Origin of the sequence: Micromonospora sp. HNM0581 (assembly GCF_012726175.1) — a bacterium.
Classification (GTDB): domain Bacteria; phylum Actinomycetota; class Actinomycetes; order Mycobacteriales; family Micromonosporaceae; genus Micromonospora.
On record NZ_JAASAD010000009.1, the window covers coordinates 99,407 to 123,202 of the forward strand.

A 23,796-nucleotide genomic window follows, 5' to 3' on the forward strand; every position below is an offset into this window, starting at 1 on the left:
CGTCAGCTCAGGCGCTCGATGATCATCGCCATGCCCTGCCCGCCACCGACGCACATGGTCTCCAGGCCGACGGTCTTGTCGTGCCATTGCAGAGCGTTGAGCAGCGTGCCGGTGATCCGGGCGCCGGTCATTCCGAACGGGTGACCGACGGCGACCGCACCACCCATCACGTTGAGTTTCTCCTCCGCGATGCCCAACTGGCGGTACGACGGGATCACCTGGGCGGCGAACGCCTCGTTGATCTCGACCAGATCGACGTCGTCGATCGTCATGCCGGCGCGTCCGAGCGCCTGTCGGCTCGCCTCCACCGGACCGAGGCCCATGATCTCCGGTGACAGTGCGGTGACACCTGTGGAGACGATCCGGGCCAGTGGGGTTACGCCCAGCTCCTCGGCTCGCTGTGCGCTCATCACGACCACGGCCGCGGCTCCGTCGTTCAGCGGGCAGCAGTTGCCGGCGGTGATCCGGCCATCCGGGCGGAAAACCGGCTTGAGCTGGGAAACCGCGTCCAGGGTCACCCCGGCGCGGGGGCCGTCGTCCGTGCTGACCACCGTGCCGTCGGGCGTGGTGACCGGGGTGATCTCCCGGGCCCAGAAGCCGTCGGCGATCGCCTTCTCGGCCAGGTTTTGGCTACGTACGCCGAAAGCGTCCATGTCCTCGCGGCTCACGTCGTACACCTGGGCGAGATTCTCGGCGGTCTGTCCCATGGCCAGGTAGACGTCGGGCAGGGCGTCCTCCTCGCGTGGGTCGGTCCAGACCGCCGCACCGGCCTCGGCTCGGGCCTTGGACCGCTCATGTGCCGACGCGAAGCGGGGGTTCTGCCAGCCGCCGATCAGGGCCTGAGCCTCGGGAGGTAGACCATCCGAGCTGCCGCGGGCGTACCGGGAAACCATCTCCACACCGGCAGAGACGAAGACGTCGCCCTCACCGGCCCGGATCGCGTGCATTGCCATCCGGGTCGTCTGCAACGAGGAGGCGCAGTAGCGGGTGAGGGTCGCACCGGGCAGGCCGTCGAGACCCATCAGCACAGCCACGACGCGAGCCATGTTGAAACCCTGTTCCCCACCGGGCAGACCGCACCCGAGGTAGAGATCGTCGATCTGCCGTGGGTCGAGCTGCGGCACCTTTGCCAGGGCAGCCTGCACGATGGTGGCGGCAAGATCGTCGGGGCGGAGATCGCGGAGGGACCCTTTGTGTGCCCGGCCGATGGGGGAGCGGGCGGTGGCGACGATGACGGCATCGCGAGACGACTCAATCGGCATACGATCACCGTAACTCGCTGGTAACTTGCGGCGGAAGTTCTCCCGGTTCCGGGAAATGTCACCCCGGGCACCCCGGGGCTTCCGGTCAGTGGCGTGGGGTGACGGCCGCCGCGGTGACCACTGCGGGCAGCAGGGCGTGCGCCCAGACCCGGTAACCGTCGGCGGAGGGGTGGTAGCCGTCGTGACAGAACGTGCCGGCGTCGGCCCGGAACACCGGACCTGTTTCAGTGGCCAGGTCGACAACCGTCCCGCCGGCGTCGAGCACCGCACCGGTCTGCGCTCGGGCGACGCGGTTTCCCAGCCAGCCGACGACCTGCCGCAGGGGCAACGCTATCGCGCGTACCGCGCCGAGATCCGGGCAGGTGCCGACTACGACCTCGACGCCGGCGTGTCGTAGCCGGTGCACGGCAGCGCCGAGGTAGGCGGCGGCCTCGGCCGGACGCCGCATGCTCGTGACGTCGTTGGCGCCGACCAGGATGACCGCCACGTCCGGCCGCTCGCCGAGCAACGCCCGGGCCACCTGGGTGGCCAGGTCGGTCGAGCGCGAGCCGGAGACACCGACGCTGGACAGGTGCACCTGACGCCCACCGGGCCCGTCCGCGAGCAGCTCCGCCAGCTGCCCGCCAATGGTGTCGCCGAGCCGGTCCACACCGACGCCGAGAGCGGAAGAGTCACCCAACAGCACCAGGCGCAGCGGTGTGGCACCGGCCCGACCAACGGTCGCCCGCAGCGCCAGGCCGAGTTCCGGCTGGGCGTAGCGGCGGTTGCGGGCCACCACGGCCTCTCCGGCGAGTACCGCCACCCCGCCGAGTACGCCAGCGATCACGGAGAACGCGGCGGTGCGGGCGATGCGTCCAGCGACCCGGTTCCCAGGAGGACGACCGGTCATGTCGCCTGCCCCGGGCCGGAACCGGAGCTGCGCCGGCCCCTGATCCGCTCGGTCATGAGAATCCTTCCACTGCGGGGGAGTCGACGGTGGAGGTTGCCTGCGGTGCCGGTCCGGCACCGAGGAATCCCCGTCGGCGCAGCTGCGCCCAACGGCCGGCCGGGCCGTTCTCGCTGCCGCGAACCTGCGTACCGCTGACCTCCGTCCCCGGATGCCGAGCCGCCTCGTGCGCGGCCTTCGGCAACGACCGTACGCCTTCGAGACGTGTAGGCGTAGGCCTGCGTTCGGCGCCCTGGCCCAGTGCGGAGAGCACCGTCGGCAACAGAGCGGCGGCAGCCGCCGCGTATCCCTCGGCGGAGGGGTGGAACCTGTCCCAGGCGAACATGCGCCCTGGCTCGGCGGTGAACCGGGGACCGAGCAGATCGCCGAGCGAGACCGTCCAACCACCGGCCGACACCACCGCCACCGTCTGCGCCGCAGCGAGTTGCCGGCTCCACCGGCGAGCCAACCAGCGCAGCGGCGGCTGGATGGGGCGGATCGCACCCAGGTCCGGGCAGGTCCCGACGACCACTTCGGCGCCGCCCGCGCGCAACGCCCGGACCCCCTCGACGAGGTAGCGCACGGCCAGGGCCGGTGGTGTGCGGTTGGTGACGTCGTTGCCACCGATGAGGATGACCGCGACGTCGGGGTCGCACTCCAGAGCTGCCTCGACCTGGAACTTGAGACCAGCCGAGATGGCACCCACCACCGCGAAGCGGTGCAACCGGACGGGACGACGCAGGCGCCGGGACAGGCCGGTGGCCAACAACGCCCCCGGCGTCTCACGGCGGCGGTGCACTCCGTATCCGGCGGCGGACGAGTCACCGAGGACGACGAGTGTGATCGCCGGCCCGGGAAACTTCGGGCCGTAGACGCCGTCGCAGCGCGGTGGCGGTGCCTCGGCGGTCGGAATCGTGCGGCGGGCCTGCCGGGCCTGACCGAAGAGCACACCGGTCGCCGCCGCTGCGGCGGCCACCGTCGCACCCGTGCCGATGGCTGCCAGGCGGGCAACCCGGAGAACGCGCGGCCAGCGCGGACGACCCGGCACGACGGAACCAGCGACCCCCATACCGTGACACTAGCCTGCCCGTCTGACGCCCAGCTGTCGTCGTTGCGGCGCTCCGGTGCCTGGAAAACGACCGGGTTGGGTACTTGGATGGAGGGTGGTTGCGGCGGGGCGTCACGCTGCACGTGGAGAGGAGTACGACGATGGCTAAGACGTTGAAGCGAGGTGCCGCGTTCGTGGCCCTCGCGCGGGCGGTGACCGCCGGAGCCCGGGGCGGGCCGTCGCTCGGCACCCGGCTCGGAGCGCTGCCCAGGATGATCGCGGCCACCGCGCGTGGCCAGTACGACGGGGGGCTCCGGCTGGCCATGATGACCGCTGCCACGGCGTACATCGTCTCGCCTGTCGACGCGGTGCCGGAGATGTTCCTCACCGTGTTCGGGCTCATCGACGACGCGGTGATGGTCACCTGGCTCGCCGGCTCGGTGCTCGCCGAGACCGAGCGTTTCCTTGAGTGGGAGGCCCGTCGCAGCACCGTGGTCCCCGGCCACGTGGTGCCCTGACCGACGTACCCTGAGCGGGAATTCCACCTGTTCACCGCCCGGCCTGGCGTGCCGGAGCCGGAGCGAAAGGCACAACGAGGTGCAGTACTACGACAACGTCGTCGAAATGATCGGCAACACACCGCTGGTACGGCTGCGCAACGTCGCCGAGGGCGTCCAGGCGACGGTGCTGGCGAAGGTGGAGTACCTCAACCCGGGCGGATCGGTGAAAGACCGGATCGCACTGCGCATGGTGGAGGACGCCGAGGCAGCCGGGATTCTGCGCCCGGGCGGCACCATCGTCGAGCCGACCAGCGGTAACACCGGCGTCGGTCTGGCCCTGGTGGCCCAGCTCCGAGGCTACCGCTGCGTGTTCGTCTGCCCCGACAAGGTCAGCCAGGACAAGCAGGACGTGCTGCGGGCGTACGGCGCCGAGGTGGTGGTCTGCCCGACCGCGGTGGCGCCGGAGGATCCCCGCTCGTACTACAACGTCTCCGACCGGCTGGCCCGGGAGATTCCGGACGCCTGGAAGCCCAACCAGTACGCCAACCCGGCGAATCCGCGTTCGCACTACGAGACCACCGGCCCTGAGCTGTGGAAGCAGACCGAGGGCCGGATCACCCACTTCGTGGCCGGGGTCGGCACCGGCGGCACCATTTCCGGCATCGGGCGCTATCTGAAGGAGGCTTCGGGCGACACCGTCAAGGTCATCGGTGCCGATCCGGAGGGGTCGGTCTACTCCGGCGGCAGCGGCCGGCCGTACCTGGTCGAAGGGGTCGGCGAGGACTTCTGGCCGCAGACGTACGACCGGGAGGTGGCAGACCAGATCATCGAGGTCTCGGACAAGCAGTCCTTCGAGATGACGCGGCGGTTGGCCCGCGAGGAAGGGCTGCTGGTGGGTGGCTCCTGCGGCATGGCGGCCGTCGCGGCGTTGGAGGTGGCGCGTACCGCCGGCCCGGACGACGTCATCGTGGTGTTACTGCCGGATGGCGGTCGGGGCTACCTGTCCAAGATCTTCAATGATGCCTGGATGGCCCGATACGGCTTCCTCGACGCCTCCGGTTCGGAGCCGACCGTGTCGGAGGCTCTGGCCGGCAAACCCGGCGGTCTGCCCGAGTTGGTCCACGTTCATCCGACCGAGACGGTCCGCGACGCCATCGACTACATGCGCGAGTACGGCGTGTCGCAGCTGCCGGTGCTCAAGGCGGAGCCGCCGGTGGTGACCGGCGAGGTGGCCGGTTCGATCGCCGAGAAGGACCTGCTCGACGCGCTCTTCACCGGTCAGGCGCACCTGCACGACACAATCGAACGGCACATGGGCCCGCCGCTGCCGATGATCGGCGGTGGTCAGCCGGTCAGCGAGGCGGTGAACCTGTTGGAGAAGTCCGACGCCGCCCTGGTGTTGACCGACGGCAAACCCAAGGGCGTCCTCACCCGCCAAGACCTGCTCGCCCACCTGAACACCCCCTGACCTCCGGACGTCATGATGTTGGTGGTGGTCGTCGGTCGTCCCCACGGCGCCGCCAACAACATGATCAACAGACTGGGTGGTGGGGTGGGAGTCGGCGGGTGTAGCGGAGCTGAGGAGTGAGAATCTCACCGATCTGCTCGTCGCGGTGCCGGCCGGTGGGAGACCAGCCGCCGCGTTCGTAGAAGCGGCGGGCGCGCGTGTTGTCGCGCAGGACCCAGAGCACGGCGCGGCGCCAGCCGCGCAGCCGCATGTTCGCCAGGGCGTCGACCATCAACGCCCGGCCGACGCCGCGACCCCGCTCGGACGGCTCCAGATGAATGGCGTTGAGCAGCCCGGTCACCGGATCGCCCGCGTCGTCCGGACCGAGATAACTGAAGCCGACCAGAGCGCCGTCCCGTTCGGCCACCGTCATCAGATGGTCGTCCCGTTCCCAGGTCCACCGCTGTGCCCAGTATTCGCCCATGGCCTCCGGTGTCGGATCGGCTAGTGCTTCCGCCGGCAGGAACGAGGAGTACGCGGCGACCCGGGACCGTTGGTGCAGGGCACCCACCGGCAGGAGGTCGGCCGCCTCTGCTGGACGCAGCGTGACGGTCACCCGGCCGAGGGTACCCGTCGGCTCGGCACCTGGATCGTGATCAGATCCTCGGCGATCACCAGGTCCCCGTCGAAGTGCCGGCGGGCCTCGTCGGCGAAACGGGCGGGTTCGGCGTACCGCTGGGAGAAATGGGTGAGCACGAGTCGGCGTACCCCTGACTCGGCCGCCACCCGGGCGGCCTGCCCGGCGGTGAGGTGCCCGACCTCGGCGGCGAGCGCAACCTCAGACTCCAGGAACGTCGACTCGATGACCAGCAGATCGGCCCGCTCGGCAAGCGCGTACACCCCGTCGCAGAGGCCGGTGTCCATCACGAAGGCGAACCGTTGCCCCGGCCGTGGCACGCTCACCTCATCCCGGGTGACACGACGCCCGCCGAGGTCGAGGTGACCGGTGCGGCGCAGCTCACCGACCGCCGGCCCGGCGATGCCGTACGCGGCGAGCCGCTCCGGCAGCATCCGGCACCCGTCCGGCTCCAGCAGCCGATAGCCGTACGTCTCGATGGGATGCCGCAGCCGCCGTGCCTCCAACGTCCCGTGCTTCAGCGCGATCCGTTGCCCGTCCGCCTCGATCGGTGCCACCGCCAGCTCGGCGGTCTCGTGGAAGGAACTGGCGTGTCGCAGTCGGGTGAAGTAGTCCGCACCGCCGGCCGGGAAGTGCACCGCCACCGGATGTGACACCCGGTCCAGGGAAAGGCGCTGGATGGTGCCGGGCAGGCCGAGGCAGTGGTCGCCGTGGAAATGGGTGACGCAGATCCGGGTCAGGTCGCTGGCGGTGACCCCGGTGTGCAGCAGCTGCCGCTGGCTGCCCTCACCGGGATCGAAGAGGATGACCTCGTCGTCCCACCGCAGAACGTACCCGTTGTGGTTGCGGGCCCGGGTGGGTGCCTGGCTGGCCGTGCCGAGCACCACCAGCTCACGCATGGACAGGGCCGCCTCCGGTGAGATGAAGCGACCCCCGGGGCTTCCGCGCTGACGCGCGGGCCGACTGGACTGGGCCGGCACCCCGGGGGTCGGGTGGCTGTCGTGGTTTCGCCGCACCGCTGCCACACGGTCTCGACGACTCTTACCGTGCCCGCCCCGGAGGGCAGGCTGTCACTGTCGAGGACAGCGGCTAGCGGACAGCCACCTCACGAGTCCGATTGCTATACAAGTCTGGACCACCTCCTTTCCCGTGTACCGCCACGCTATCCAGCCGCCGGCCCCCCGGCAACGGATTTCGATCACATGCCGGGTGCGCCGTCGTCAGAGTCGGCGGCGATACCGATCGGTCCGGTCCGCGGGCCGGCGCTGGCCGGCTGGACCGCCAGTGACGGGAAGTCGGCCAGATCGCCCTCCGGTTCGGCGTCCCACTCGGGGAAGACCAGGTCGCTCTGTAGATAGAGGCAGAGCAACTGGGTCAGGTGTCGCAGTCCGTCGAGGTGGGTGCGCTCGTGCCCGTGGGTGGCGTCGACACCGAAGCCGAGCAAGGCCACGCGAGCGTGCGCACCAGCCTCCACCGCCGCCGCCACGTCCGAGCGGTAGTAGTCGAAGACGTCCCGGACAAGATCGATGTCGTGTTCCTGGGCGATCGCGGACAGATTGCGGGTGAGGTGGTAGTCGAACGGCCCGACCCCGTCGCCCATCGCCAGGGTCGCAGAGTGCTCCCGGGACTGCTGCCCGGGAGCGACCACCGCCGCGTCCACCGACACGATCTCGGCCACGTCGGGGTCGAGGCCGTGCGACGCGCCGTGGCCGATCTCCTCGGTGACCGTGACCAGCAGGTGAGCGGAGACGGCGGGCTTCACCCCGGCATCGACCATCGCTTTCAGGGCGGTGAGGACGGCCGCCACGCCGGCTTTGTCGTCGAGATGGCGGGATTTGACGTAGCCGCTGGGGGTGACCGTCGGATTCGGCAGGAACGCCACGAAGTCGCCTGCGTCGATGCCGAGCATCCGCAGGCCGGCGATGTCCTCCACCGCTTCGTCGACGCGTACCTCCACCTGCTCCCAGCCGATGCCCTGTAGGTCCACCCCCTCGTTGTAGCGGTGGCCGCTGGCCTTGAGCGGCAGCACCTGGCCGGTGACCACCCGATCCAGGTCGTCGGTGAAAATCCTCACGTGGGCGCCCTCGGCGAAACGGGCGCTGTGCGTACCGATCGGTTTCAGCTCCAGCCGACCGTTCTCCTTGAGCCGCTTGACCATCCCACCGATGGTGTCGGTGTGCACCACGATGGCCCGGTCCGCCCCTGTCTCGCGAGGGCCGGGCAGGCAGGCGCTCAACGCGCCCCGACGGGTCAACGTCGACGGGATGCCGAGCGCCGACAGGCGCTCACCCACGTACTGCTGCACGTGATCGGTGCGACCTGACGGACTGGGAATGTCGAGCAACTCGACCAGGACCTGACGGAGGTAGTCCAGGTCGATGGGGAGCGGAGTGGTCTTGCGTACGGTCATACCCCAGATGGTGCCGCACCAGCCGGGGTCCACAGCTTCTGCGGTGCTCGGGTCCCAGGAAAGAGGAGATCCACAAAGCGTTCTGCGGTGGGCTGCGGCTCGTGGTTGGCCAGCCCGGGCCGCTCGTTGGCCTCGATGAAGACGTGCTCGGGTCGGTCTGGCGCCGGCACCAGCAGGTCGAGCCCGGTCACCGGGATGTCGATGGCCCGGCTGGCGGCGACGCACGCTTCGGCGATCACGGGGTGCAGCTCTCCGGTCACATCGTGGATGGTGCCGCCGGTGTGCAGGTTAGCGGTGCGGCGTACCGCGAGGACCTGCCCCTCGGGCAGCACGTCGTGTAGATGGTGACCGGCTTCGGTGACCACGTCCCGGGTCATGTCGTCGAGCGGGATGCGGGACTCGCCACCGGTGGCGGCGGCCCGACGGCGACTCTGCCGCTCGATCAGCTCGGCGATGTCATGCACGCCGTCCCCGGTGATCGAGGCGGGCCGACGGACCGCGGCAGCCACCACCTCATGATCAATCATGACGACCCGCAGGTCCTCACCGCTGCACAACTCCTCCAACAGCACCTGAGGACAGAACCGGGCGGCCAGTTCGACGGCGGCGGTCAGCGCCTCGGGGGTGCGTACGCCGACGGTGATGCCGTGTCCCTGCTCACCCCGGGCCGGTTTGACCACCAGTCGGCCCACCTCGGCCAGGAACTCCGCGTCCGCTCCGTCGCCGGTGGCGGTGCGCCCACGCGGTACCGACAGGCCGGCCTCGGTCAGGATGCGGCGGGTCACCCGCTTGTCGTCGCAGCGGCTCATCGCCACGGCCGAGGTCAGTTCGGACAGCGACTCGCGGGTGAGGATGGTCCGGCCGCCGCTGGTCAGCCGGAGCTCGCCCCACTCCGGGTCGGTGACCTCGACCCGGATGCCCCGCCGCATCGCCTCGTCAGCGACGATCCGGGCGTACGGGTTGAGCCCGTCGTAGCCGACCGGCATGGCCGGCAGGAACAGCCGCTCGTTGATCGGGTTTTTCCGCTTCACGCAGAGCGTGGCGGTGCGGTAGAACCCGAGGCGCTCGTAGAGGCGGATCGCCCCGGCGTTCTCGGCGAGCACGGACAGGTCGACGTACGCACGGCCCCGGGCGACGAGCCGGCTGACCAACTCGGTGATCAGCGCCTGCCCGGTGCCGGGTGGGGCCTGGTTGAAGTCGACGGTCAGACACCACAGGCTGGCGCCGTTGTCCGGATCGTCGAAGACCGCCACGTGGTCGATGCCGGTGATGGTGCCGACGATCTCCCCGGTGACCGCCTCGGCCACCAGGTGCAGGAACCGGTCGGTTGCCGCGTTGTCGACAAGCACGTCGACCGGGGCGGTGACCATGCCGTTGGCGGCGTAGATCCGGTTGACCGCGTCGGCGTCGGCGGCGTCCCGCAACCGGCGGATGCGCACCCCGGGCAGTCCGTTGCGGTCGTCGAGCGGGGCCGGCGTCTCGGCACTGCCGGCTTCCTCGGTGGTACCGGAGCCGGGTCGGGACCCGCGACGGCCCCCCGCGAGAGGCAACCGGAAGGTAAGCGACGGGTCGATGAACAACTCGTCCGGGAGCCGGGAGACCAGCACATGTGGATCGCTCAGGTAGATGCAGATGTCCCGGGCACCGGCCGCCTCGGAACGCAGCACGTCAGCGACTGCGGACTGGTCGGCGAAGGTCTGACCGAAGACCAGCCGCCCCCAACCGCAGTCGACGATCACATCCGCACGGGTGCTCGGGCGTTCGCCGACGGCCGGGTCGGCGCCGCCGCCGGTGGCGATCGGATCACCACCCGGCCCGACCCGCTCGTACCGTCTTCCCGCGCCGCGGCCCCGGTCGGTCCGGGCGACGCCGGTGGCCAGGGTGTCGGTCACGGTCAGTCGATTCCGTGGCTCTGGAGCCACATTTCCAGGAGTCCGAGTTGCCACAGCTTGTTTCCGTTCAACGGGGTCAGTTCGGCGTTGGGCGCGTCGAGCAGGGCGTTGACGTAATCGGTGCGGAACAGGTCGCGGCGGCGGGCCTCGGGAGCGGACAGCGCGTCGCGTACCCGGTCGAGGAGCTTGCCTTCCAGGTGCGTCAGGCCCGGCACCGGGAAGTAACCCTTGGGCCGGTCGATGACCTCGTGCGGCAGCACGCGGCGGCCGATTTCCTTGAGCACACCCTTACCGCCCTGCGCCAGCTTCAGCTCCGGCGGACAGGCGGCAGCCAGTTCCACGAACTCGTGATCCAGGAACGGCACCCGGGCCTCCAGCCCGTGTGCCATGGTCATGTTGTCGACCCGCTTGACCGGGTCGTCGGTGAGCATGATCTGCGTGTCGATGCGCAGGCCCGCGTCGACCGCGGTCTGCGCGCCCGGTCGTGCCAGGTGCGCGGCGACGAACTCCCTGGCCGGATCGCCGCCGGCGAGCCAGTCGGGGTTGAGTACCCGGGCGAGACCGGCGCCGTCGCGGTCGAAGAAGGCCCGGGCGTACGTGTCGAGGGCCTGCTCCCGGTCCACCTGTGCCAGCGGCGGGTACCAGTGGTAGCCGCCCAGGATCTCGTCGGCGCCCTGCCCGGACTGGACCACCTTGACGTGCCGCGACACCTCCTGACTGAGCAGGTAGAAGGCGACGCAGTCGTGGCTGACCATCGGTTCGCTCATGGCGGCCACCGCCGCCTCCAGCGGCGGGACGAGGTCCTGCGCGGCGACCCGGATCTGGTGGTGGTCGGTGTCGAATGTCTTGGCGACCACGTCCGAGTAGCGGAACTCGTCGCCCTCCCGGCCGCCGACGGCGTCGAAGCCGATGGAGAAGGTCGACAGACCGCGTTGTCCCTCCCCGGCCAGCAGGGCCACCACCAGGCTGGAGTCCAGGCCGCCGGAGAGCAGCACACCGACCGGTACGTCGGCGACCATCCGCCGGCGTACGGCGGTGATCAGCGACTCGTGCAGGGCGTCCTGCCACTCCCGCTCGGACCATCCGGAGTGCTCGTCGCGGCGTAGGAACGGCGGGTCCCAGTACACGCGCTCGTGACTGCGCCCGTCGGCCTCGTAGACCCGAACGGTGGCCGGGGGTAGCTTGCTGATGCCGCGCAGGATGGTGCGCGGCGGCGGAACGATGCTGTGGAAGCTGAGGTAGTGGGCCAGCGCCACCGAATCGATCGTGGTGTCCACCCCGCCACCGGCCAGCAGCGCCGGCAGGGTGCTGGCGAACCGCACCACTGCGGATGATTCGGCGAGGTAGAGCGGCTTGATGCCGAGCCGGTCCCGGGCCAGCACCAGGCGGCCGGTGTCCCGTTCGCTGATCGCGACGGCGAACATGCCGACCAGATGGTCGACGAAGTCCGTGCCCCACTCGGCGTACGCCTTGACGACGACCTCGCTGTCCCCGCTGGAGAAGAAGCGGTGACCCTTGGCCTGTAGCTCGGCGCGTAGCTCGCGGTAGTTGTAGATACAGCCGTTGAAGACGCCGGTCAGGCCGGCGGCGGAGTCGACGATCGGCTGGCCGCTGGCCGCCGAAAGGTCGATGATCTTCAACCGTCGGTGCCCGAGGGCCGTCGACCCCTGAGACCACACTCCGCTGCCGTCAGGCCCCCGATCGCACATGGTGGCGGCCATCCGCTCGACCGCCGCGACGTCGGCACGCGTCGCGTCCCGTCGGAACTCCCCAGCCAGTCCGCACATGTGAGCCCATGCTGCCAGAGGTTGTTGCGATTGGCCTGTTGAGACCATGACGGTCATGTAACAGCATTGCTAGAATCTCGCGCCTTACCGCCAAGTACTTGACACACCTGCCCGAAGTCCGGGCATTTCGTGTCGCTTCGAGGCGCCTGTCCTGGTCGACCACCTGCCGGCGATGTGACGAATGGCGCACCTGAGGCTTTCCCCGTACGCCCACCGGAGGTGGGGGCCGACCGCGTCGAGCGGTCGGCCCCGACGAACATCGAGGGGAGGGTAGGTCAGCCGGCGGTGCGGGCTACCCCCACCGGGCAGCTCAACCCGTTCGGGCCGTGGTTGCAGTAGCCGTTCGGGTTCTTGGTGGGGGCAAGGTACTGCTGGTGGTAGTCCTCGGCGAGGTAGTAGTCACCGAGCCGGACGACCTCCGTGGTGATCTCGCCCTTGCCGGCTCGGGCCACGATCGGCGCGAACGCCTCCCGGGACGCCTCGGCGACCGCCAACTGCTCGTCCGTGCTGGCGTAGATCGCGGACCGGTACTGGGTGCCCACGTCGTTGCCCTGTCGCATGCCCTGGGTCGGGTCGTGATTCTCCCAGAAGACCTTCAGCAGATCCTCGTAGCTGATCTTCGTAGGGTCGTAGACCACCTCGACGACCTCGGTGTGCCCGGTCATCCCGGAGCAGACCTCCTCGTAGGTCGGGTTCCGGGTGTATCCACCCGCGTAGCCCGCAGAGGTGGTGAAGACCCCTGGCAGGGTCCAGAACAAGCGCTCGGCACCCCAGAAACACCCCATACCGAACACGGCGACCTGGTAGCCCTCGGGGAACGGGCCCTTGAGCGGGGTCCCGAGCACCTCGTGCCGGTCGGCCACCGGCATCGCGATGGGCCGGCCGGGCAAGGCGCGGTCGGGTGAGATCATCTCGGCCTTCATGTGGCGGAGGAACACGGTGGAACTCCTTTCATCCTTCCCCGCGTGCAACACCGGCGAGCGCACCTTCCTTACCCGCCGCGGCACCGCTCAGGCGCACAGCCGCAGGACCGTGCCTGCATCCGCCCGCTCATCCGGACAGCGCGGTACGGACGCGGGCGGCGTACGAGGTGGCCTCGGGGTCGTCGGCATAGCGGGTACGCGGCCAGAAGAAGCCGCGCAGCCCGTCGCCCTTCGTCCGGGGCACGACGTGGGTGTGCAGGTGCGGCACCGACTGCGACACCTTGTTGTTCATCGCCACGAACGTGCCACCCGCACCGAGAGCAGACTCGACCGCGACGGTGAGCCGCCGGACCAGGCCGAAGTAGCCGGCGAGGGACTCCGGCGGCAGGTCGGCGAGGGTGACCAGATGGGTGCGCGGCACCACCAGGACGTGCCCCTTGAACACCGGCCGGGTATCCAGGAACGCCACCCCGTCCGGCTCGTCGGCCACCCGGAACGACGGCACCTCGTCAGCCACGATCCCGCAGAACACGCACCCAGCCACCCGACCAGGCTAGAGCGGCCAGCGACACGGCGCTGGCGGCGCGCACCCACGGTGCGGTGCCGCGCCGCCCGGGTTCAGGTCGATGCGGCGAGCGGGGCGACTAACGTCTGCGGCATGACCCACGGCTTCGAGACGCTCGCCATACACGCCGGTCAGGACCCCGAGGCCCGCACCGGCGCGGTGATCCCACCGATCTACCAGACCAGCACGTACGCCCAGGACGCGGTCGGCTCACCGCGGCTCGGCTACGAGTACAGCCGCTCAGCCAACCCCACCCGAGACGCGCTCCAGGAGTGCCTGGCCGCACTGGAAGCGGGACGGGTCGGCCTCGCCTTCGCCAGCGGCCTCGCCGCCGAGGACACCCTGCTGCGTACCGTCTGCAAACCGGGTGATCACGTGGTGATCCCCGACGACGCGTACGGCGGCACGTACCGGCTCTTCGCCAAGGTCGCCGAGCGGTGGGGCCTGGCGTACACCCCGGCCAGGGTCTCCGACGCCGACGCCGTGCGGGCCGCGATCCGGCCCGGCGTCACGAAGGTGGTCTGGGTGGAAACCCCGACCAACCCGCTGCTCGGGATCGCCGACATCGCCACCCTCGCCACGGTGGCGCACGACGCCGGGGCACTGCTCGTGGTCGACAACACCTTCGCCTCGCCGTACCTGCAACAGCCGCTCACTCTCGGCGCGGACGTGGTCGTGCACTCGACCACCAAGTACGTCGGTGGGCACTCCGACGTGGTCGGCGGCGCGCTGGTGGCGGCCGACACCGATCTCGGCGAGCAGTTGCGCTACCACCAGAACGCGATGGGAGCGGTCAACGGCCCGTTCGACGCCTGGCTCACACTGCGTGGCATCAAGACGCTCGGGGTACGCATGGACCGGCACTGCGACAACGCCGAACGGATCGTCGCCTACCTGGACGGGCACGCCAAGGTCGGCCGGGTGCTCTACCCGGGTCTTCCGTCGCACCCCGGTCACGAGGTGGCGGCGAAGCAGATGCGCCGGTTCGGCGGCATGATCTCCTTCCGTGCCGCGGGCGGTGAGGAGCACGCCGTAGAGATCTGCAACCGGGCCCGACTCTTCGTGCTCGCCGAGTCCCTCGGCGGGGTGGAATCCCTGATCGAGCACCCCGGCCGGATGACACACGCGAGCGCTGCCGGCTCGCCGCTTGAAGTTCCCTCCGATCTCGTGCGACTGTCTGTCGGCATCGAGACGGTCGAAGACCTGCTCGCTGATCTGGAGCAGGCGCTGGGCTGACCGCTGGCTTGGGAGGGTGGCCGTGCAGGACATCATGCCGACCTGGGTCGGGGCGACCGCGAAACAGATCGCCCGCGGCGTGCGCCGGGGCGACGTCTCCGCCACCCAGGTGCTCGCCGACCACCTCGACCACGTCACCAAGGCCGACGTCGACCTCGCCGCGTTCCGGGTGGTGCGCGGCGGGGAGGCGGTGACCGAGGCGGAGAAGGTCGACGAGCAGGAGGACCTGGCGAACCTGCCGCTGGCCGGGGTGCCGATCGCGGTCAAGGAGAACACACCGGTCGCCGGTGTCCCCACCTGGAACGGATCCGCAGCCGTGCGTACCGGCGTGGCGGAGGCCGACCACGAGGTGGTTCGCCGGCTGCGCGGAGCCGGCGCGGTGATCCTCGGCGTCACCCGGATGCCCGAGCTGGGCCTGTGGGGCGTCACCGACGACGAGACCGCCGTCACCCGTAACCCCTGGGATCTGTCCCGCACCCCGGGCGGCTCCTCGGGTGGTGCGGCTGCGGCAGTGGCCGCCGGGCTCGTACCGATCGCCCACGGCAACGACGGCCTCGGCTCGATCCGCATCCCCGCCGCCTGCTGCGGGCTGGTCGGCCTGAAGCCCGGTCGAGGTGTGGTGCCCTGTCAGATCGGTGCGGAGGACTGGTTCGGTCTCGCCGAACACGGCATGCTCAGCACCACCGTCGCCGACGCGGCAGTGGGCTTCCAGGTGCTGGCCGGCCGCGCCCAGGGCAAACTCGTGCCGCCGCAGCGACTACGGGTCGGCGTGTCGCTGCGGTCACCCGTGCGGGGCGTCTCACCCGACGCACCGAACCGGGACGCGGTCGCCGCCGCCGGTCGGCTGCTCGCCGGAGCCGGACACGACACCGTACCGGCCGATCCGAGCTACCCGACCGCTCTGAGCCTGACCGGCACCGCCACCTGGTTCGCCGCCGCGGCGGCGGACGTACGCGCCGCCGGGGTCGACCGACGCGCCCTGCAGCGCCGCAGTCGTCGGCACGTCGCTCTGGGCGAGTGGGCGTGGCGGCGCGGGTACGTCCGGGAGGCCGACCGGCTGGCCTGGCGTGAACGCTCGATCGGCTTCTTCACCGACCACTCGGTGGATCTGCTGCTCACCCCGGCGCTGGCCAGTGCGCCGCCGTCAGCCACCGGTTGGTGGACCCGATCCTGGCAGGCCAACATGCTCGCCAGCATCCGGTACGCGCCGTACGCGGCGCCCTGGAACATCGCCGGCCTGCCTGCCCTGGTGGTGCCGGTGGGCCGCCGCCCGGACGGGCTACCGCTCGCCGTTCAACTGGTCGGACCACCCGGTTCGGAACTGCTGCTGCTCAGCGTCGCCGGTCAGTTCGAGATGGCCAGCCCATGGTCTCGGCACGCACCCGGATACCCACACATCGGAACGGGCTGGCCAGCCAATGCTTGACGATCCGGATCGTATGACGGAACTGGTCAGCCTGGACGAGGTGCGTGCCGCACGGGAACTGCTCGACGGGGTGGTCCGCACCACGCCGCTGGAGCCGTCCCGCCCGCTCAGCGCCGCGCTCGGCGGGCCGGTCTGGTTCAAGTGCGAGAACCTTCAGCGGGCCGGGTCGTACAAGGTGCGCGGCGCGTACGTGCGGATATCGCGGTTGTCGGCGCAGGAGCGTGCCCGTGGCGTGGTCGCGGCCAGCGCCGGCAACCATGCGCAGGGGGTGGCGCTCGCCGCTGGCCTCGTCGGCACCCACGCCACAGTCTTCATGCCGGTGAACGCGCCGCTGCCGAAAGTGGCGGCCACCAAGGGATACGGTGCCCAGGTCGAACTGGTCGGTGCCACGGTCGACGAGTCGCTTGTCGCGGCGCAGACCTTCGCGGAGCGCACCGGGGCGGTGCTGATCCATCCGTTCGACCACCGGGACGTGATCGCCGGGCAGGGCACGGTGGCACTGGAGATCTTGGAGCAGTGCCCGCAGGTCACGACGATCGTCACCGGTGTCGGTGGGGGAGGACTGATCTCCGGGCTTGCGGTTGTCGCCAAGGCGCTCCGGCCGGACGTTCGAGTGATCGGGGTGCAGGCGTCGAGCGCGGCGGCGTTCCCGCCGTCACTGGTCGCGGGCGAGCCGGTGCGACTGCCGGCCTTCGCCACCATCGCAGACGGAATCGCGGTCGGCCGGCCGGGCGACGTCACCTTCACCCACGTCCGCAAACTGGTCGACGACATGGTCACCGTCTCCGAGGAGGACATCTCCCGGGCGCTGCTCATGCTGCTCGAACGCGGCAAGCAGGTGGTGGAGCCGGCCGGTGCGGTGGGCGTGGCCGCTCTGCTGGCCGGCGCCGTCGAGGTCACCGCACCAGCGGTGGTGGTGCTCTCCGGCGGCAACATCGACCCGCTGCTGATGCTGCGCGTGATCGAGCACGGGCTGGCGGCGGCGGGGCGGTATCTGCGGGTGACGGTGCGTTGCTCGGACCGGCCCGGCCAACTGGCCTCGCTGTTGAGCGAGATCGCCGAGCACCGGGCGAACGTGGTGGACGTGGTGCACCAGCGGGCGAACCCGCACCTGTGTCTCGGTGAGGTCGAGGTGGCACTGTCGGTGGAGACCCGCGGTGTCGAACACTCCGACATGCTGATCAGTGCTCTACGGGCCAGCGGCTACCAGGTGACGATCGCACCAGAGGCGTGACGCTGGGCGTCACGCCTCTGGTGGAACAGCGGCCGGGCCGGGGCGACGTCAGCCGGAGAAGGGCTCGAAGCTGACCACTGTCACTTTGATGTCGGCGCCGCTGGGCGCGGTGTAGGTGCAGGCCTGGCCTGCCTTGCCGCCCAGGATCGCCTGGCCGAGGGCCGACTCGGGGCTGTAGACCGTCAGGTCCGTGGTCGAGGCGATCTCACGTGAGCCGAGCAGGAACGTCTCTGTGTCGTCGGCATCGTCGTCGAAGTAGATCGTCACGACCATCCCGGGCGCCACGGCGTCGACGGTCGGCGCCTCGCCGACCTGGGCCGTGCGGAGCAGCTCCTTCAGGTAGAGGATGCGCCCCTCGGCCTTGCCCTGCTCCTCGCGGGCAGCGTGGTAGCCGCCGTTCTCGCGCAGGTCGCCTTCCTCACGCCTGGCGTTGATCTCGGCGGCGATGACCGGCCGGTTGGCGATCAACTCGTCGAGCTCGCCCTTCAGGCGGTCGTACGCGTCCTGGGACAGCCAGGTGGCGGGCGCCTCGTTGCCATTGGACACAGGCGGTCCTCCTTGGTTGTGCGTGCTGGCTGACAGGTGAACCTCCAAGTTACCAGTGCCCCACGACAAGGAGTGTTAGCGATCACGCCGACGGTATCGGCGGACCGCCCGGCGCCGGGCGGTCCGCCACCGGACGGCGACGTCGTCGCCTCAGCCTGCGGGTCGGCAGCGGACGACCTCACCGATGAACGGTCGCGCTGTGGTCGCGAGGCGGTGCCGGACGATGACGTACGGCTGCCCGGCGGCGGACACCGGCACCTGCTCACGGGCTACCTCGGCGCCGGCGTGGTCCCGGGCTCGCAGCACGCACAGCGCCGAGCCGCCGTCCGGCAGGTTCACCCGGAAGTCGACCACCACCTGGTCGTCCGTGATGTCGCCGTAACTGATCACCTGGGCGTCGTACGCCGGATCGCCGTACTGCCGGTAGAGCCGGACGGAGACGACGGTGAGTGTCGCGACCGCGACGACGGCCAGCAGTGCGGCCAGCGCCGGCCGGCGGCGCTGGGGCGCGCGGCGGCGACCGTACCGTCCAGGGGGGAAGACCGGCGCACCCGGTCCAGGTGTGGCGTGCGTCTCGGTCACCGGCGGGTATCTCCCTGGCGTTGTTGTCATCGGTATCGGCAAGAATGGCAGAGTCCGCCATTCCTGTTCGACTCGGTCGCCAGATCTGGCTCAGCGTCGCGTACGGCTGGGGTCAAATATGACAGGCCGGCGCGGTCCGATGCCGCTGCGGGGAGGAATTCGGCAGGTCAAGGGGCCCGGGGTGGGTCCCGGTGGGCAGAGACGAGGAGCGCCGACCTTGGCAGAGCAACTTCGACTCATGGCCGTTCACGCGCACCCCGACGACGAGTCGAGCAAGGGCGCCGCGACGACGGCGAAGTACGTCGCCGAGGGGGTGGACGTACTGGTCGTGACGTGTACGGGCGGTGAGCGGGGCAGCGTGCTCAACCCCAAGCTCGACCGGCCCGACGTCTGGGCGAACATCGCCGAGATCCGCCGCGCCGAGATGGACGCGGCGCGGGCCATCCTCGGCATCGAGCAGGCGTGGCTGGGTTTCGTCGACTCCGGCCTGCCCGAGGGCGATCCGCTGCCGCCACTACCCGAGGGCTGTTTCGCTCTTCAGGACGTGGACGTGGCCGCCGGTCCACTGGTGCGGTTGATGCGTGAGTTCCGTCCGCACGTGGTCACCACCTACGACGAGGAGGGTGGCTACCCGCACCCTGACCACATCATGTGCCACAAGATCAGCGTGGCGGCCTTCGACGCCGCAGGCGACGCCGAGCGCTACCCGGACCTGGGTACGCCGTGGCAGCCGCTCAAGCTCTACTACGACATCGGCTTCTCCAAGGGGAAGATCCTGGCGTTGCACGAGGCCGTGCTCGCGACCGGCACCGAATCGCCGTACGCGGAGTGGGTGACCCGCTGGGAGGGCCGGCCCGACAAGGGGCCCCGGATCACGACCCGGGTCCAGTGTGCCGAGTACTTCCCGGTCCGCGACGACGCGCTGCGGGCGCACGCCACTCAGGTCGACCCGGACGGCTTCTGGTTCCAGGTTCCGATGGAGCTGCAGAAGCGTGCCTGGCCGACGGAGGATTTCGAGTTGGTCCGCTCGTCGGTCGACAGCCCCCTGCCGGAGTCGGACCTGTTCGCTGGGGTACGAGGCACGGCTCATGCCCGCTGAGCGGGCCACAGGCTACCCTGGTCGCACACCGCGACCCGGAGGAATCCCATGCTGACCGCTGTCCAGGTGCTCGCCCAGAACAACTTCGGGGACACCCGTACGGGTGGCCTGGCCGGGCCGATGGGCCTGTTCCTCATCCTCGTCCTGAGCGCCGCGACCGTGCTGCTGATCCGGAACATGAACGCCCGGCTACGCCGGCTGCCGGACCGGTTTCCCGGGCAGGGGCCGACGGCCTCGGATGTGGAGTCGATGGACCGCGCGGTCGGTGATCCGACAGGTGGGATCGTGACGGAGGATTCATCCGCAGATGCGCCCAACCGGCACCAGCAGCGCCGCGACGGCTGATCGGCGCATGATTCACGTCGAACCGGATGGTCGGCCCCTGTTGCGACCATCCGGTTTGGCTTAGCCTTCCGCCGGGGGGACCAGAAGTCCCCAAGCTGCGCGGGAGGGGGGCGCCGATGACCACCGCAGTCGAACGCGCCCGCCGTATGTCCAGGTTCAGCTCGGCGGGAGGGGGTCGGTGACCTCCGGCAGGGCCGGTCAACCGCTCGACCGGCCCGCAGGCCGTGCTGTGCCGACGGGGTTGCACCTGCTCACCGCTGCGGTGGTGGCCACCGCGCTGGTCGCCGCGGTGGTCGGGCTGAGCCTGCCTGCGGGGCTGCCGTCAGACGAATCCTTCGGTGGGCCTGCCCGCTTCGGCTTCGCCGTCGCCCTCTTCACCCTGTCCCAGTTGGCCCGGCTCCGTTTCCGCGCCGCAGCCGGCGTGGTGAACGTCACCTGGGCAGAGGCCGCCCTGGTCGTCTGCCTCTACCTGGTGCCACCCGGCTGGCTTCCCGGGGCCGCACTGCTCGGTGTCACGCTGGCCTGGTCGGTGCTCGCGGTGGTGGACGACGGCCGTCCCACCTGGGACATCATCCGGGTCGCGGGTGTGCACACCGCCGCCACCGCGTTGGCGGTCGCGGTCACCACCGCGCTGCGGCAACCCATGCTCGCCGACCCGACGCCGGCACCCGCGCTCGCGGTGGCTGCCGGTGCTCTCACCTACCTGCTCACCAGTGCCTGGCTGGGCGGGGTGATGCTCGCGCTGCGGTACGGCATGCCGATCGGACGTCCCCTGGTCGACGCCCTGCGTGGCAAACTACTGATGTTCGTCGGCAACGTGGTGGTCGGCCTACTGGCGGTGGCGCTGATCGAGATCGACGAACGTTGGCTGCTGGTGCTGCCCGCTCCACTGTGGCTGCTGCAGCAGACCTACCGACAACGGTTGCGTGAGGACGGCGATCGGCGTGCGTGGCGTTCGCTCGCCGAGGCTACGAACTCACTGAACCAGCTCGACGAGCGGGGCGTGGCCACGGCGGGAGCCACCGGGGCACTGGCCCTGTTCGAAGCGGAACTGGTCGACGTGGACGTTGCCCGCGGCGACGGACGGTGGCGCCGCTACCGGGGTGACCCGGGCGGCCAGGTGGTCGATCGGGAGATCGCACCGCCTGGCGACGACAGGCCCGGAGCAGGGGAACTGATTCGGGACCTGTCGGTCGCCGGAACCCGCGTGGGTCGCCTGCGGGTGCGGTTGCCCGGTGCGGGGCCAGCCACCAGCCGGGAACGCGACGCCCACGCGATGTTCGCCGACGCCCTCGCCGCGGCGCTGCACGGTGCCGCCACCCACCGGGAGCTGCGCCTGATCACTGCCCGATCCTCGTACGAGGCGGTGCACGACCCGCTGACCGGCCTGGCCAACCGGGCGGCGATGCTCGGCAAGGGCGACCAGGCGTTGCGGCAGCTCGCCCATGACCAGCCGGTTGCCCTGCTGCTGCTTGACATCGACCAGTTCAAGGAGGTAAACGACACCCTTGGGCACGCCGCCGGCGATCAGCTGTTGCGGTTGACCGCCAACCGGCTGGGTGCCCTGGTCCGCTCCGGCGACCTGCTGGCCCGGCTCGGCGGCGACGAGTTCGCCCTGCTGCTGAGTTCGGTCCCGGTGGTCGGAGACCGCGCCGCACCCATGGCGTACGCGCTGCGTCAGGCCCGGGACATCGCCGAGCGGCTGGCGGCACCCACCGAGGTGGCCGGGGTGCGGATGTCCGTCGAGGTCTCCGTCGGTGTGGTGGTGGCTCCAGCCGGCACCGCCGACCTGACCGAACTGCTACGCCGGGCCGACATCGCGATGTACCAGGCCAAGTCGGGTGGCGTGAGCGTGGCCGCGTACGACACCTCACGGGACGCGGCCAGCACCGATCAGCTGGCCCTGCTCGCCGAGCTGCGGGAGGCGTTGCAGGTGGACGACCAGTTGGTGCTCGTGTTGCAGCCGGCGGTGGATCTGGTGACCGGGGCACCGACCGGTGTGGAGGCGCTCATCCGTTGGCGGCATCCCCGGCGGGGCTGGTTGGGGCCCGCCGACTTCGTCCGGCCGGTGGAGAACAGCGAACAGCTCGGCGCGTTCACCCGATACGTCCTCGACAAGGCGCTCGCCGTTGCCGCCGGCTGGGCCCGGGAGGGCCTGGACGTTCCTATTTCGGTGAACCTTTCCGCACGTAGCCTACTGGATCCGAGGTTGCCGGTGGAGATCGCCGAGGCGCTGCGTCGGCATCAGGTGCCGGCGGACCGGCTGGTCCTCGAAATCACCGAGACGGTGGTGATGAGCGACTTGGCGGTCATCGATCAGGTGCTCACCACCTTGCGGTCGATGGGCGTGCAGTTGGCGGTGGACGATTTCGGCACCGGCTTCTCGTCACTTGCGTTCCTCACCCGGATAGCTGTGGACGAGCTGAAGGTCGACAGGTCCTTCGTACTTCAGATGGCGGACTCACCGCAGGCGGCGGCCATCGTGCGCAGCACCGTCGGGCTGGCCCACCAACTGGGGCTGCGGGTCGTGGCTGAGGGGGTGGAGACGGCCGCGCAGCGATCCGCGTTGGCCGAGCTGGGCTGCACCGCCGCCCAGGGCTACCACTTCTTCAAGCCGATGCCCGCCGACAAGATCGCTGCCGTCCTCGGCGCACTACGCGACAGCGCCCCCACGAACGTGCTCCCCCTCCGCGCCGACGGCGCCTCCTGACCCGCCCACCCTGCCCAGCCGATGATCAAGAAGTTCGCGCCGGCGGGAAGCGCTTCCCGCCGACGTGACCCGCTCGGTCGACACGGGCAGGCGCGGGGACGGCGTCGAGGTCAGGCGCGGGGGAGGACTTCGGGGATCACCTGGGGGACCGTGGCCCAGTCGGCGGATGCGATGCTGGCGTGGCGGGCGGCCAGCTCGGCGATGCGGGCGCGGGCAGCGTCCGGGTCGGTGGTGCCGACGGCCGGCGGCACCTTGTGGGCATCGGTCATCACCAGCAGATAGTGGTTGGCGGAGTACCAGGCGGTGTCGATGCCGCCGGTGACGTAGGCGGTGGCGTCACCATCGAAGATGACGAACCACGGGCGCAGGTTGGTCTCGGCGAACTGGGTGCGCGGATCGCCGCTGCGTGCCCGGTGCACCGCCGGGAACGCCTTCGCGGCCCCGAGACCGCCGGCCGCGTCCAGGGCGACCAGGTGCCGGGCGTACTCGACGTCGGTCCGGAGCGTGTCGGTCGGGTTGCTGTACTCGACGGTTCCCGGAATCAGGTAGACGATCACCTTGCCGGCCAACTGCCGGCGGCTCGGCCAGGCGTCCGCGCGGGCGGCGGCATCCAGGCTGGCATGCCCGCCGCGTAGTTCAGCGGGGGTGAACAGCCGGTCGCCGAGTCGGGCGGACAGCACCGCGTCGAGCTGAGTCGGGCCCTGACCGGTACGAGCGCTGAACCCCGTCTTCAGCTCGATCTTGAGCAGTAGTGGTCCGGCGTCCGGGTGCGCGGTCAGCCAGAGCCGGATGTTGTCCAGGCAGTGTTCGAGGTTCCGGTTGCGTGTGCCGGTGTAGAGCTGGGCGGCGCTGGCGGCGGCCACGCAGTTGTTGTCGTTGCCGAGCGGGTTGGCGTGGCTCACCCGCCACTGCCGGGTGAGGATGTCCGGCCAGACGTCCAGCTCGATCAGGCCGGGTCGGGTGTCGAGGGACTGCGCCAGATAGGTGTAGGTGGCCTTCTCGTACGCGTTGTGGGTGCCGACGCCGGTGGTGGCCGAGACCGGCGTGTCCGGGTGCACGGCGGCGCTGGCCGGGGTCGGCGCCGCCAGGATGGCCGTCAGTAGACCGGTCGCCAGGACGGACAGGAACCGCAGTCTGCGCATGGGAACCTCCTCCTCACCGAGCCGGCGGGAAATCGCCGGCGGGTATGCACAGATTTAAATAGACTGACGTGAACGAAGGG

General features: G+C 70.3%; 21 protein-coding genes. 8 read left to right on the forward strand and 13 right to left on the reverse strand.

Annotated elements, in window-relative coordinates:
- Nucleotides 1-2: 2 nt before the first annotated feature.
- The 3 genes from HCA58_RS13485 to HCA58_RS13495 all read right to left on the reverse strand — a co-directional run bounded on the left by HCA58_RS13485 (nucleotide 3) and on the right by HCA58_RS13495 (nucleotide 3,256).
- A complete protein-coding gene (locus HCA58_RS13485) occupies nucleotides 3-1,262 on the reverse strand; it encodes an acetyl-CoA C-acetyltransferase (protein WP_169598166.1) in 1,260 nt (419 codons plus the stop codon).
- 85 nt (nucleotides 1,263-1,347) lie between these two features.
- Nucleotides 1,348-2,151 carry an SGNH/GDSL hydrolase family protein gene (locus HCA58_RS13490; protein ID WP_169598167.1) on the reverse strand — a complete coding sequence of 268 codons (804 nt, stop codon included), beginning with the start codon at nucleotides 2,149-2,151 and terminating at the stop codon, nucleotides 1,348-1,350.
- A 52-nt stretch (nucleotides 2,152-2,203) separates the two neighbouring features.
- On the reverse strand, nucleotides 2,204-3,256 hold the full coding sequence (locus HCA58_RS13495; protein WP_169598168.1) for an SGNH/GDSL hydrolase family protein: 1,053 nt from the start codon (nucleotides 3,254-3,256) through the stop codon (nucleotides 2,204-2,206).
- A gap of 140 nt (nucleotides 3,257-3,396) precedes the next feature.
- On the opposite strand from HCA58_RS13495, the gene HCA58_RS13500 reads away from it, so the two are divergent.
- Both HCA58_RS13500 and HCA58_RS13505 read left to right on the forward strand, forming a co-directional pair.
- A complete protein-coding gene (locus tag HCA58_RS13500; RefSeq protein WP_169598169.1) occupies nucleotides 3,397-3,753 on the forward strand; it encodes a YkvA family protein in 357 nt (118 codons plus the stop codon).
- A gap of 79 nt (nucleotides 3,754-3,832) precedes the next feature.
- A complete protein-coding gene (locus HCA58_RS13505; RefSeq protein WP_169598170.1) occupies nucleotides 3,833-5,203 on the forward strand; it encodes a cystathionine beta-synthase in 1,371 nt (456 codons plus the stop codon).
- Nucleotides 5,204-5,267: 64 nt separating this feature from the next.
- On the opposite strand, the gene HCA58_RS13510 is transcribed toward HCA58_RS13505, so the two are convergent.
- The 7 genes from HCA58_RS13510 to HCA58_RS13540 form a co-directional block, all read right to left on the reverse strand.
- Nucleotides 5,268-5,798 carry a GNAT family N-acetyltransferase gene (locus tag HCA58_RS13510; protein WP_169598171.1) on the reverse strand — a complete coding sequence of 177 codons (531 nt, stop codon included), beginning with the start codon at nucleotides 5,796-5,798 and terminating at the stop codon, nucleotides 5,268-5,270.
- Nucleotides 5,795-6,724, reverse strand: a complete 930-nt coding sequence (locus HCA58_RS13515; RefSeq protein ID WP_169598254.1) for a ribonuclease Z — start codon at nucleotides 6,722-6,724, stop codon at nucleotides 5,795-5,797. Before HCA58_RS13515 ends, HCA58_RS13510 begins: the two co-directional genes overlap by 4 nt.
- Before the next feature lie 293 nt (nucleotides 6,725-7,017).
- Complete coding sequence (locus HCA58_RS13520) at nucleotides 7,018-8,229, reverse strand: osmoprotectant NAGGN system M42 family peptidase (protein ID WP_169598172.1); 1,212 nt, start codon at nucleotides 8,227-8,229, stop codon at nucleotides 7,018-7,020.
- The gene (ngg, locus tag HCA58_RS13525) at nucleotides 8,226-10,121 is read right to left on the reverse strand and encodes an N-acetylglutaminylglutamine synthetase (RefSeq protein WP_169598173.1); all 1,896 of its coding nucleotides are present in this window, start codon (nucleotides 10,119-10,121) and stop codon (nucleotides 8,226-8,228) included. Before ngg ends, HCA58_RS13520 begins: the two co-directional genes overlap by 4 nt.
- A 2-nt stretch (nucleotides 10,122-10,123) precedes the next feature.
- The gene (locus HCA58_RS13530; protein ID WP_169598174.1) at nucleotides 10,124-11,908 is read right to left on the reverse strand and encodes an N-acetylglutaminylglutamine amidotransferase; all 1,785 of its coding nucleotides are present in this window, start codon (nucleotides 11,906-11,908) and stop codon (nucleotides 10,124-10,126) included.
- Nucleotides 11,909-12,183: 275 nt separating this feature from the next.
- Nucleotides 12,184-12,846 (reverse strand): peptide-methionine (S)-S-oxide reductase MsrA, encoded by a 663-nt coding sequence (msrA, locus tag HCA58_RS13535; RefSeq protein WP_169598175.1) that lies wholly within the window; start codon nucleotides 12,844-12,846, stop codon nucleotides 12,184-12,186.
- 112 nt (nucleotides 12,847-12,958) lie between these two features.
- Nucleotides 12,959-13,375: an HIT family protein gene (locus HCA58_RS13540; protein WP_169598176.1), complete on the reverse strand. Its 417-nt coding sequence runs from the start codon at nucleotides 13,373-13,375 to the stop codon at nucleotides 12,959-12,961.
- Between the two features lie 114 nt (nucleotides 13,376-13,489).
- Between HCA58_RS13540 and HCA58_RS13545 the strand changes: the two genes are divergently transcribed.
- The 3 genes from HCA58_RS13545 to ilvA are packed head-to-tail and all read left to right on the forward strand — an operon-like array spanning nucleotide 13,490 to nucleotide 17,292.
- On the forward strand, nucleotides 13,490-14,632 hold the full coding sequence (locus tag HCA58_RS13545; protein WP_169598177.1) for a cystathionine gamma-synthase: 1,143 nt from the start codon (nucleotides 13,490-13,492) through the stop codon (nucleotides 14,630-14,632).
- A gap of 16 nt (nucleotides 14,633-14,648) precedes the next feature.
- Entirely contained in the window at nucleotides 14,649-16,058 is a 1,410-nt protein-coding gene (locus HCA58_RS13550; RefSeq protein WP_169598178.1) for an amidase family protein, read from the forward strand.
- Nucleotides 16,059-16,071: 13 nt separating this feature from the next.
- Nucleotides 16,072-17,292, forward strand: coding sequence for a threonine ammonia-lyase (gene ilvA / locus HCA58_RS13555; protein ID WP_169598179.1), 1,221 nt, complete (start codon nucleotides 16,072-16,074; stop codon nucleotides 17,290-17,292).
- A 48-nt stretch (nucleotides 17,293-17,340) separates the two neighbouring features.
- Here the strand turns inward: ilvA and greA are convergent, their stop codons facing one another.
- The gene (gene greA / locus HCA58_RS13560; protein WP_164446063.1) at nucleotides 17,341-17,838 is read right to left on the reverse strand and encodes a transcription elongation factor GreA; all 498 of its coding nucleotides are present in this window, start codon (nucleotides 17,836-17,838) and stop codon (nucleotides 17,341-17,343) included.
- Between the two features lie 150 nt (nucleotides 17,839-17,988).
- Nucleotides 17,989-18,420, reverse strand: a complete 432-nt coding sequence (locus HCA58_RS13565; protein WP_169598180.1) for a DUF4307 domain-containing protein — start codon at nucleotides 18,418-18,420, stop codon at nucleotides 17,989-17,991.
- Nucleotides 18,421-18,658: 238 nt separating this feature from the next.
- Here HCA58_RS13565 and mca point away from each other — a divergent pair, with 238 nt between their 5' ends.
- The 3 genes from mca to HCA58_RS13580 all read left to right on the forward strand — a co-directional run bounded on the left by mca (nucleotide 18,659) and on the right by HCA58_RS13580 (nucleotide 22,574).
- Nucleotides 18,659-19,519 (forward strand): mycothiol conjugate amidase Mca, encoded by an 861-nt coding sequence (gene mca, locus HCA58_RS13570; protein ID WP_205808522.1) that lies wholly within the window; start codon nucleotides 18,659-18,661, stop codon nucleotides 19,517-19,519.
- 48 nt (nucleotides 19,520-19,567) lie between these two features.
- Nucleotides 19,568-19,864 carry a hypothetical protein gene (locus tag HCA58_RS13575; protein ID WP_169598182.1) on the forward strand — a complete coding sequence of 99 codons (297 nt, stop codon included), beginning with the start codon at nucleotides 19,568-19,570 and terminating at the stop codon, nucleotides 19,862-19,864.
- Between the two features lie 229 nt (nucleotides 19,865-20,093).
- Nucleotides 20,094-22,574 (forward strand): bifunctional diguanylate cyclase/phosphodiesterase, encoded by a 2,481-nt coding sequence (locus HCA58_RS13580; RefSeq protein WP_346775986.1) that lies wholly within the window; start codon nucleotides 20,094-20,096, stop codon nucleotides 22,572-22,574.
- A 110-nt stretch (nucleotides 22,575-22,684) separates the two neighbouring features.
- On the opposite strand, the gene HCA58_RS13585 is transcribed toward HCA58_RS13580, so the two are convergent.
- Nucleotides 22,685-23,716: a phosphatidylinositol-specific phospholipase C domain-containing protein gene (locus HCA58_RS13585; RefSeq protein ID WP_169598184.1), complete on the reverse strand. Its 1,032-nt coding sequence runs from the start codon at nucleotides 23,714-23,716 to the stop codon at nucleotides 22,685-22,687.
- Between the last annotated feature and the right edge of the window lie 80 nt (nucleotides 23,717-23,796).

What these genes read in the sequence shown, in the direction of transcription:
- HCA58_RS13485 (WP_169598166.1), bottom strand. Translation starts at nt 1,262, where the DNA reads ATGCCGATTGAGTCGTCTCGCGATGCCGTCATCGTCGCCACCGCCCGC.
- HCA58_RS13490 (WP_169598167.1), bottom strand. Translation starts at nt 2,151, where the DNA reads ATGACCGGTCGTCCTCCTGGGAACCGGGTCGCTGGACGCATCGCCCGC.
- HCA58_RS13495 (WP_169598168.1), bottom strand. Translation starts at nt 3,256, where the DNA reads ATGGGGGTCGCTGGTTCCGTCGTGCCGGGTCGTCCGCGCTGGCCGCGC.
- HCA58_RS13500 (WP_169598169.1), top strand. Translation starts at nt 3,397, where the DNA reads ATGGCTAAGACGTTGAAGCGAGGTGCCGCGTTCGTGGCCCTCGCGCGG.
- HCA58_RS13520 (WP_169598172.1), bottom strand. Translation starts at nt 8,229, where the DNA reads ATGACCGTACGCAAGACCACTCCGCTCCCCATCGACCTGGACTACCTC.
- HCA58_RS13530 (WP_169598174.1), bottom strand. Translation starts at nt 11,908, where the DNA reads ATGTGCGGACTGGCTGGGGAGTTCCGACGGGACGCGACGCGTGCCGAC.
- HCA58_RS13545 (WP_169598177.1), top strand. Translation starts at nt 13,490, where the DNA reads ATGACCCACGGCTTCGAGACGCTCGCCATACACGCCGGTCAGGACCCC.
- ilvA (WP_169598179.1), top strand. Translation starts at nt 16,072, where the DNA reads ATGACGGAACTGGTCAGCCTGGACGAGGTGCGTGCCGCACGGGAACTG.
- mca (WP_205808522.1), top strand. Translation starts at nt 18,659, where the DNA reads ATGGCCGTTCACGCGCACCCCGACGACGAGTCGAGCAAGGGCGCCGCG.
- HCA58_RS13575 (WP_169598182.1), top strand. Translation starts at nt 19,568, where the DNA reads ATGCTGACCGCTGTCCAGGTGCTCGCCCAGAACAACTTCGGGGACACC.
- HCA58_RS13585 (WP_169598184.1), bottom strand. Translation starts at nt 23,716, where the DNA reads ATGCGCAGACTGCGGTTCCTGTCCGTCCTGGCGACCGGTCTACTGACG.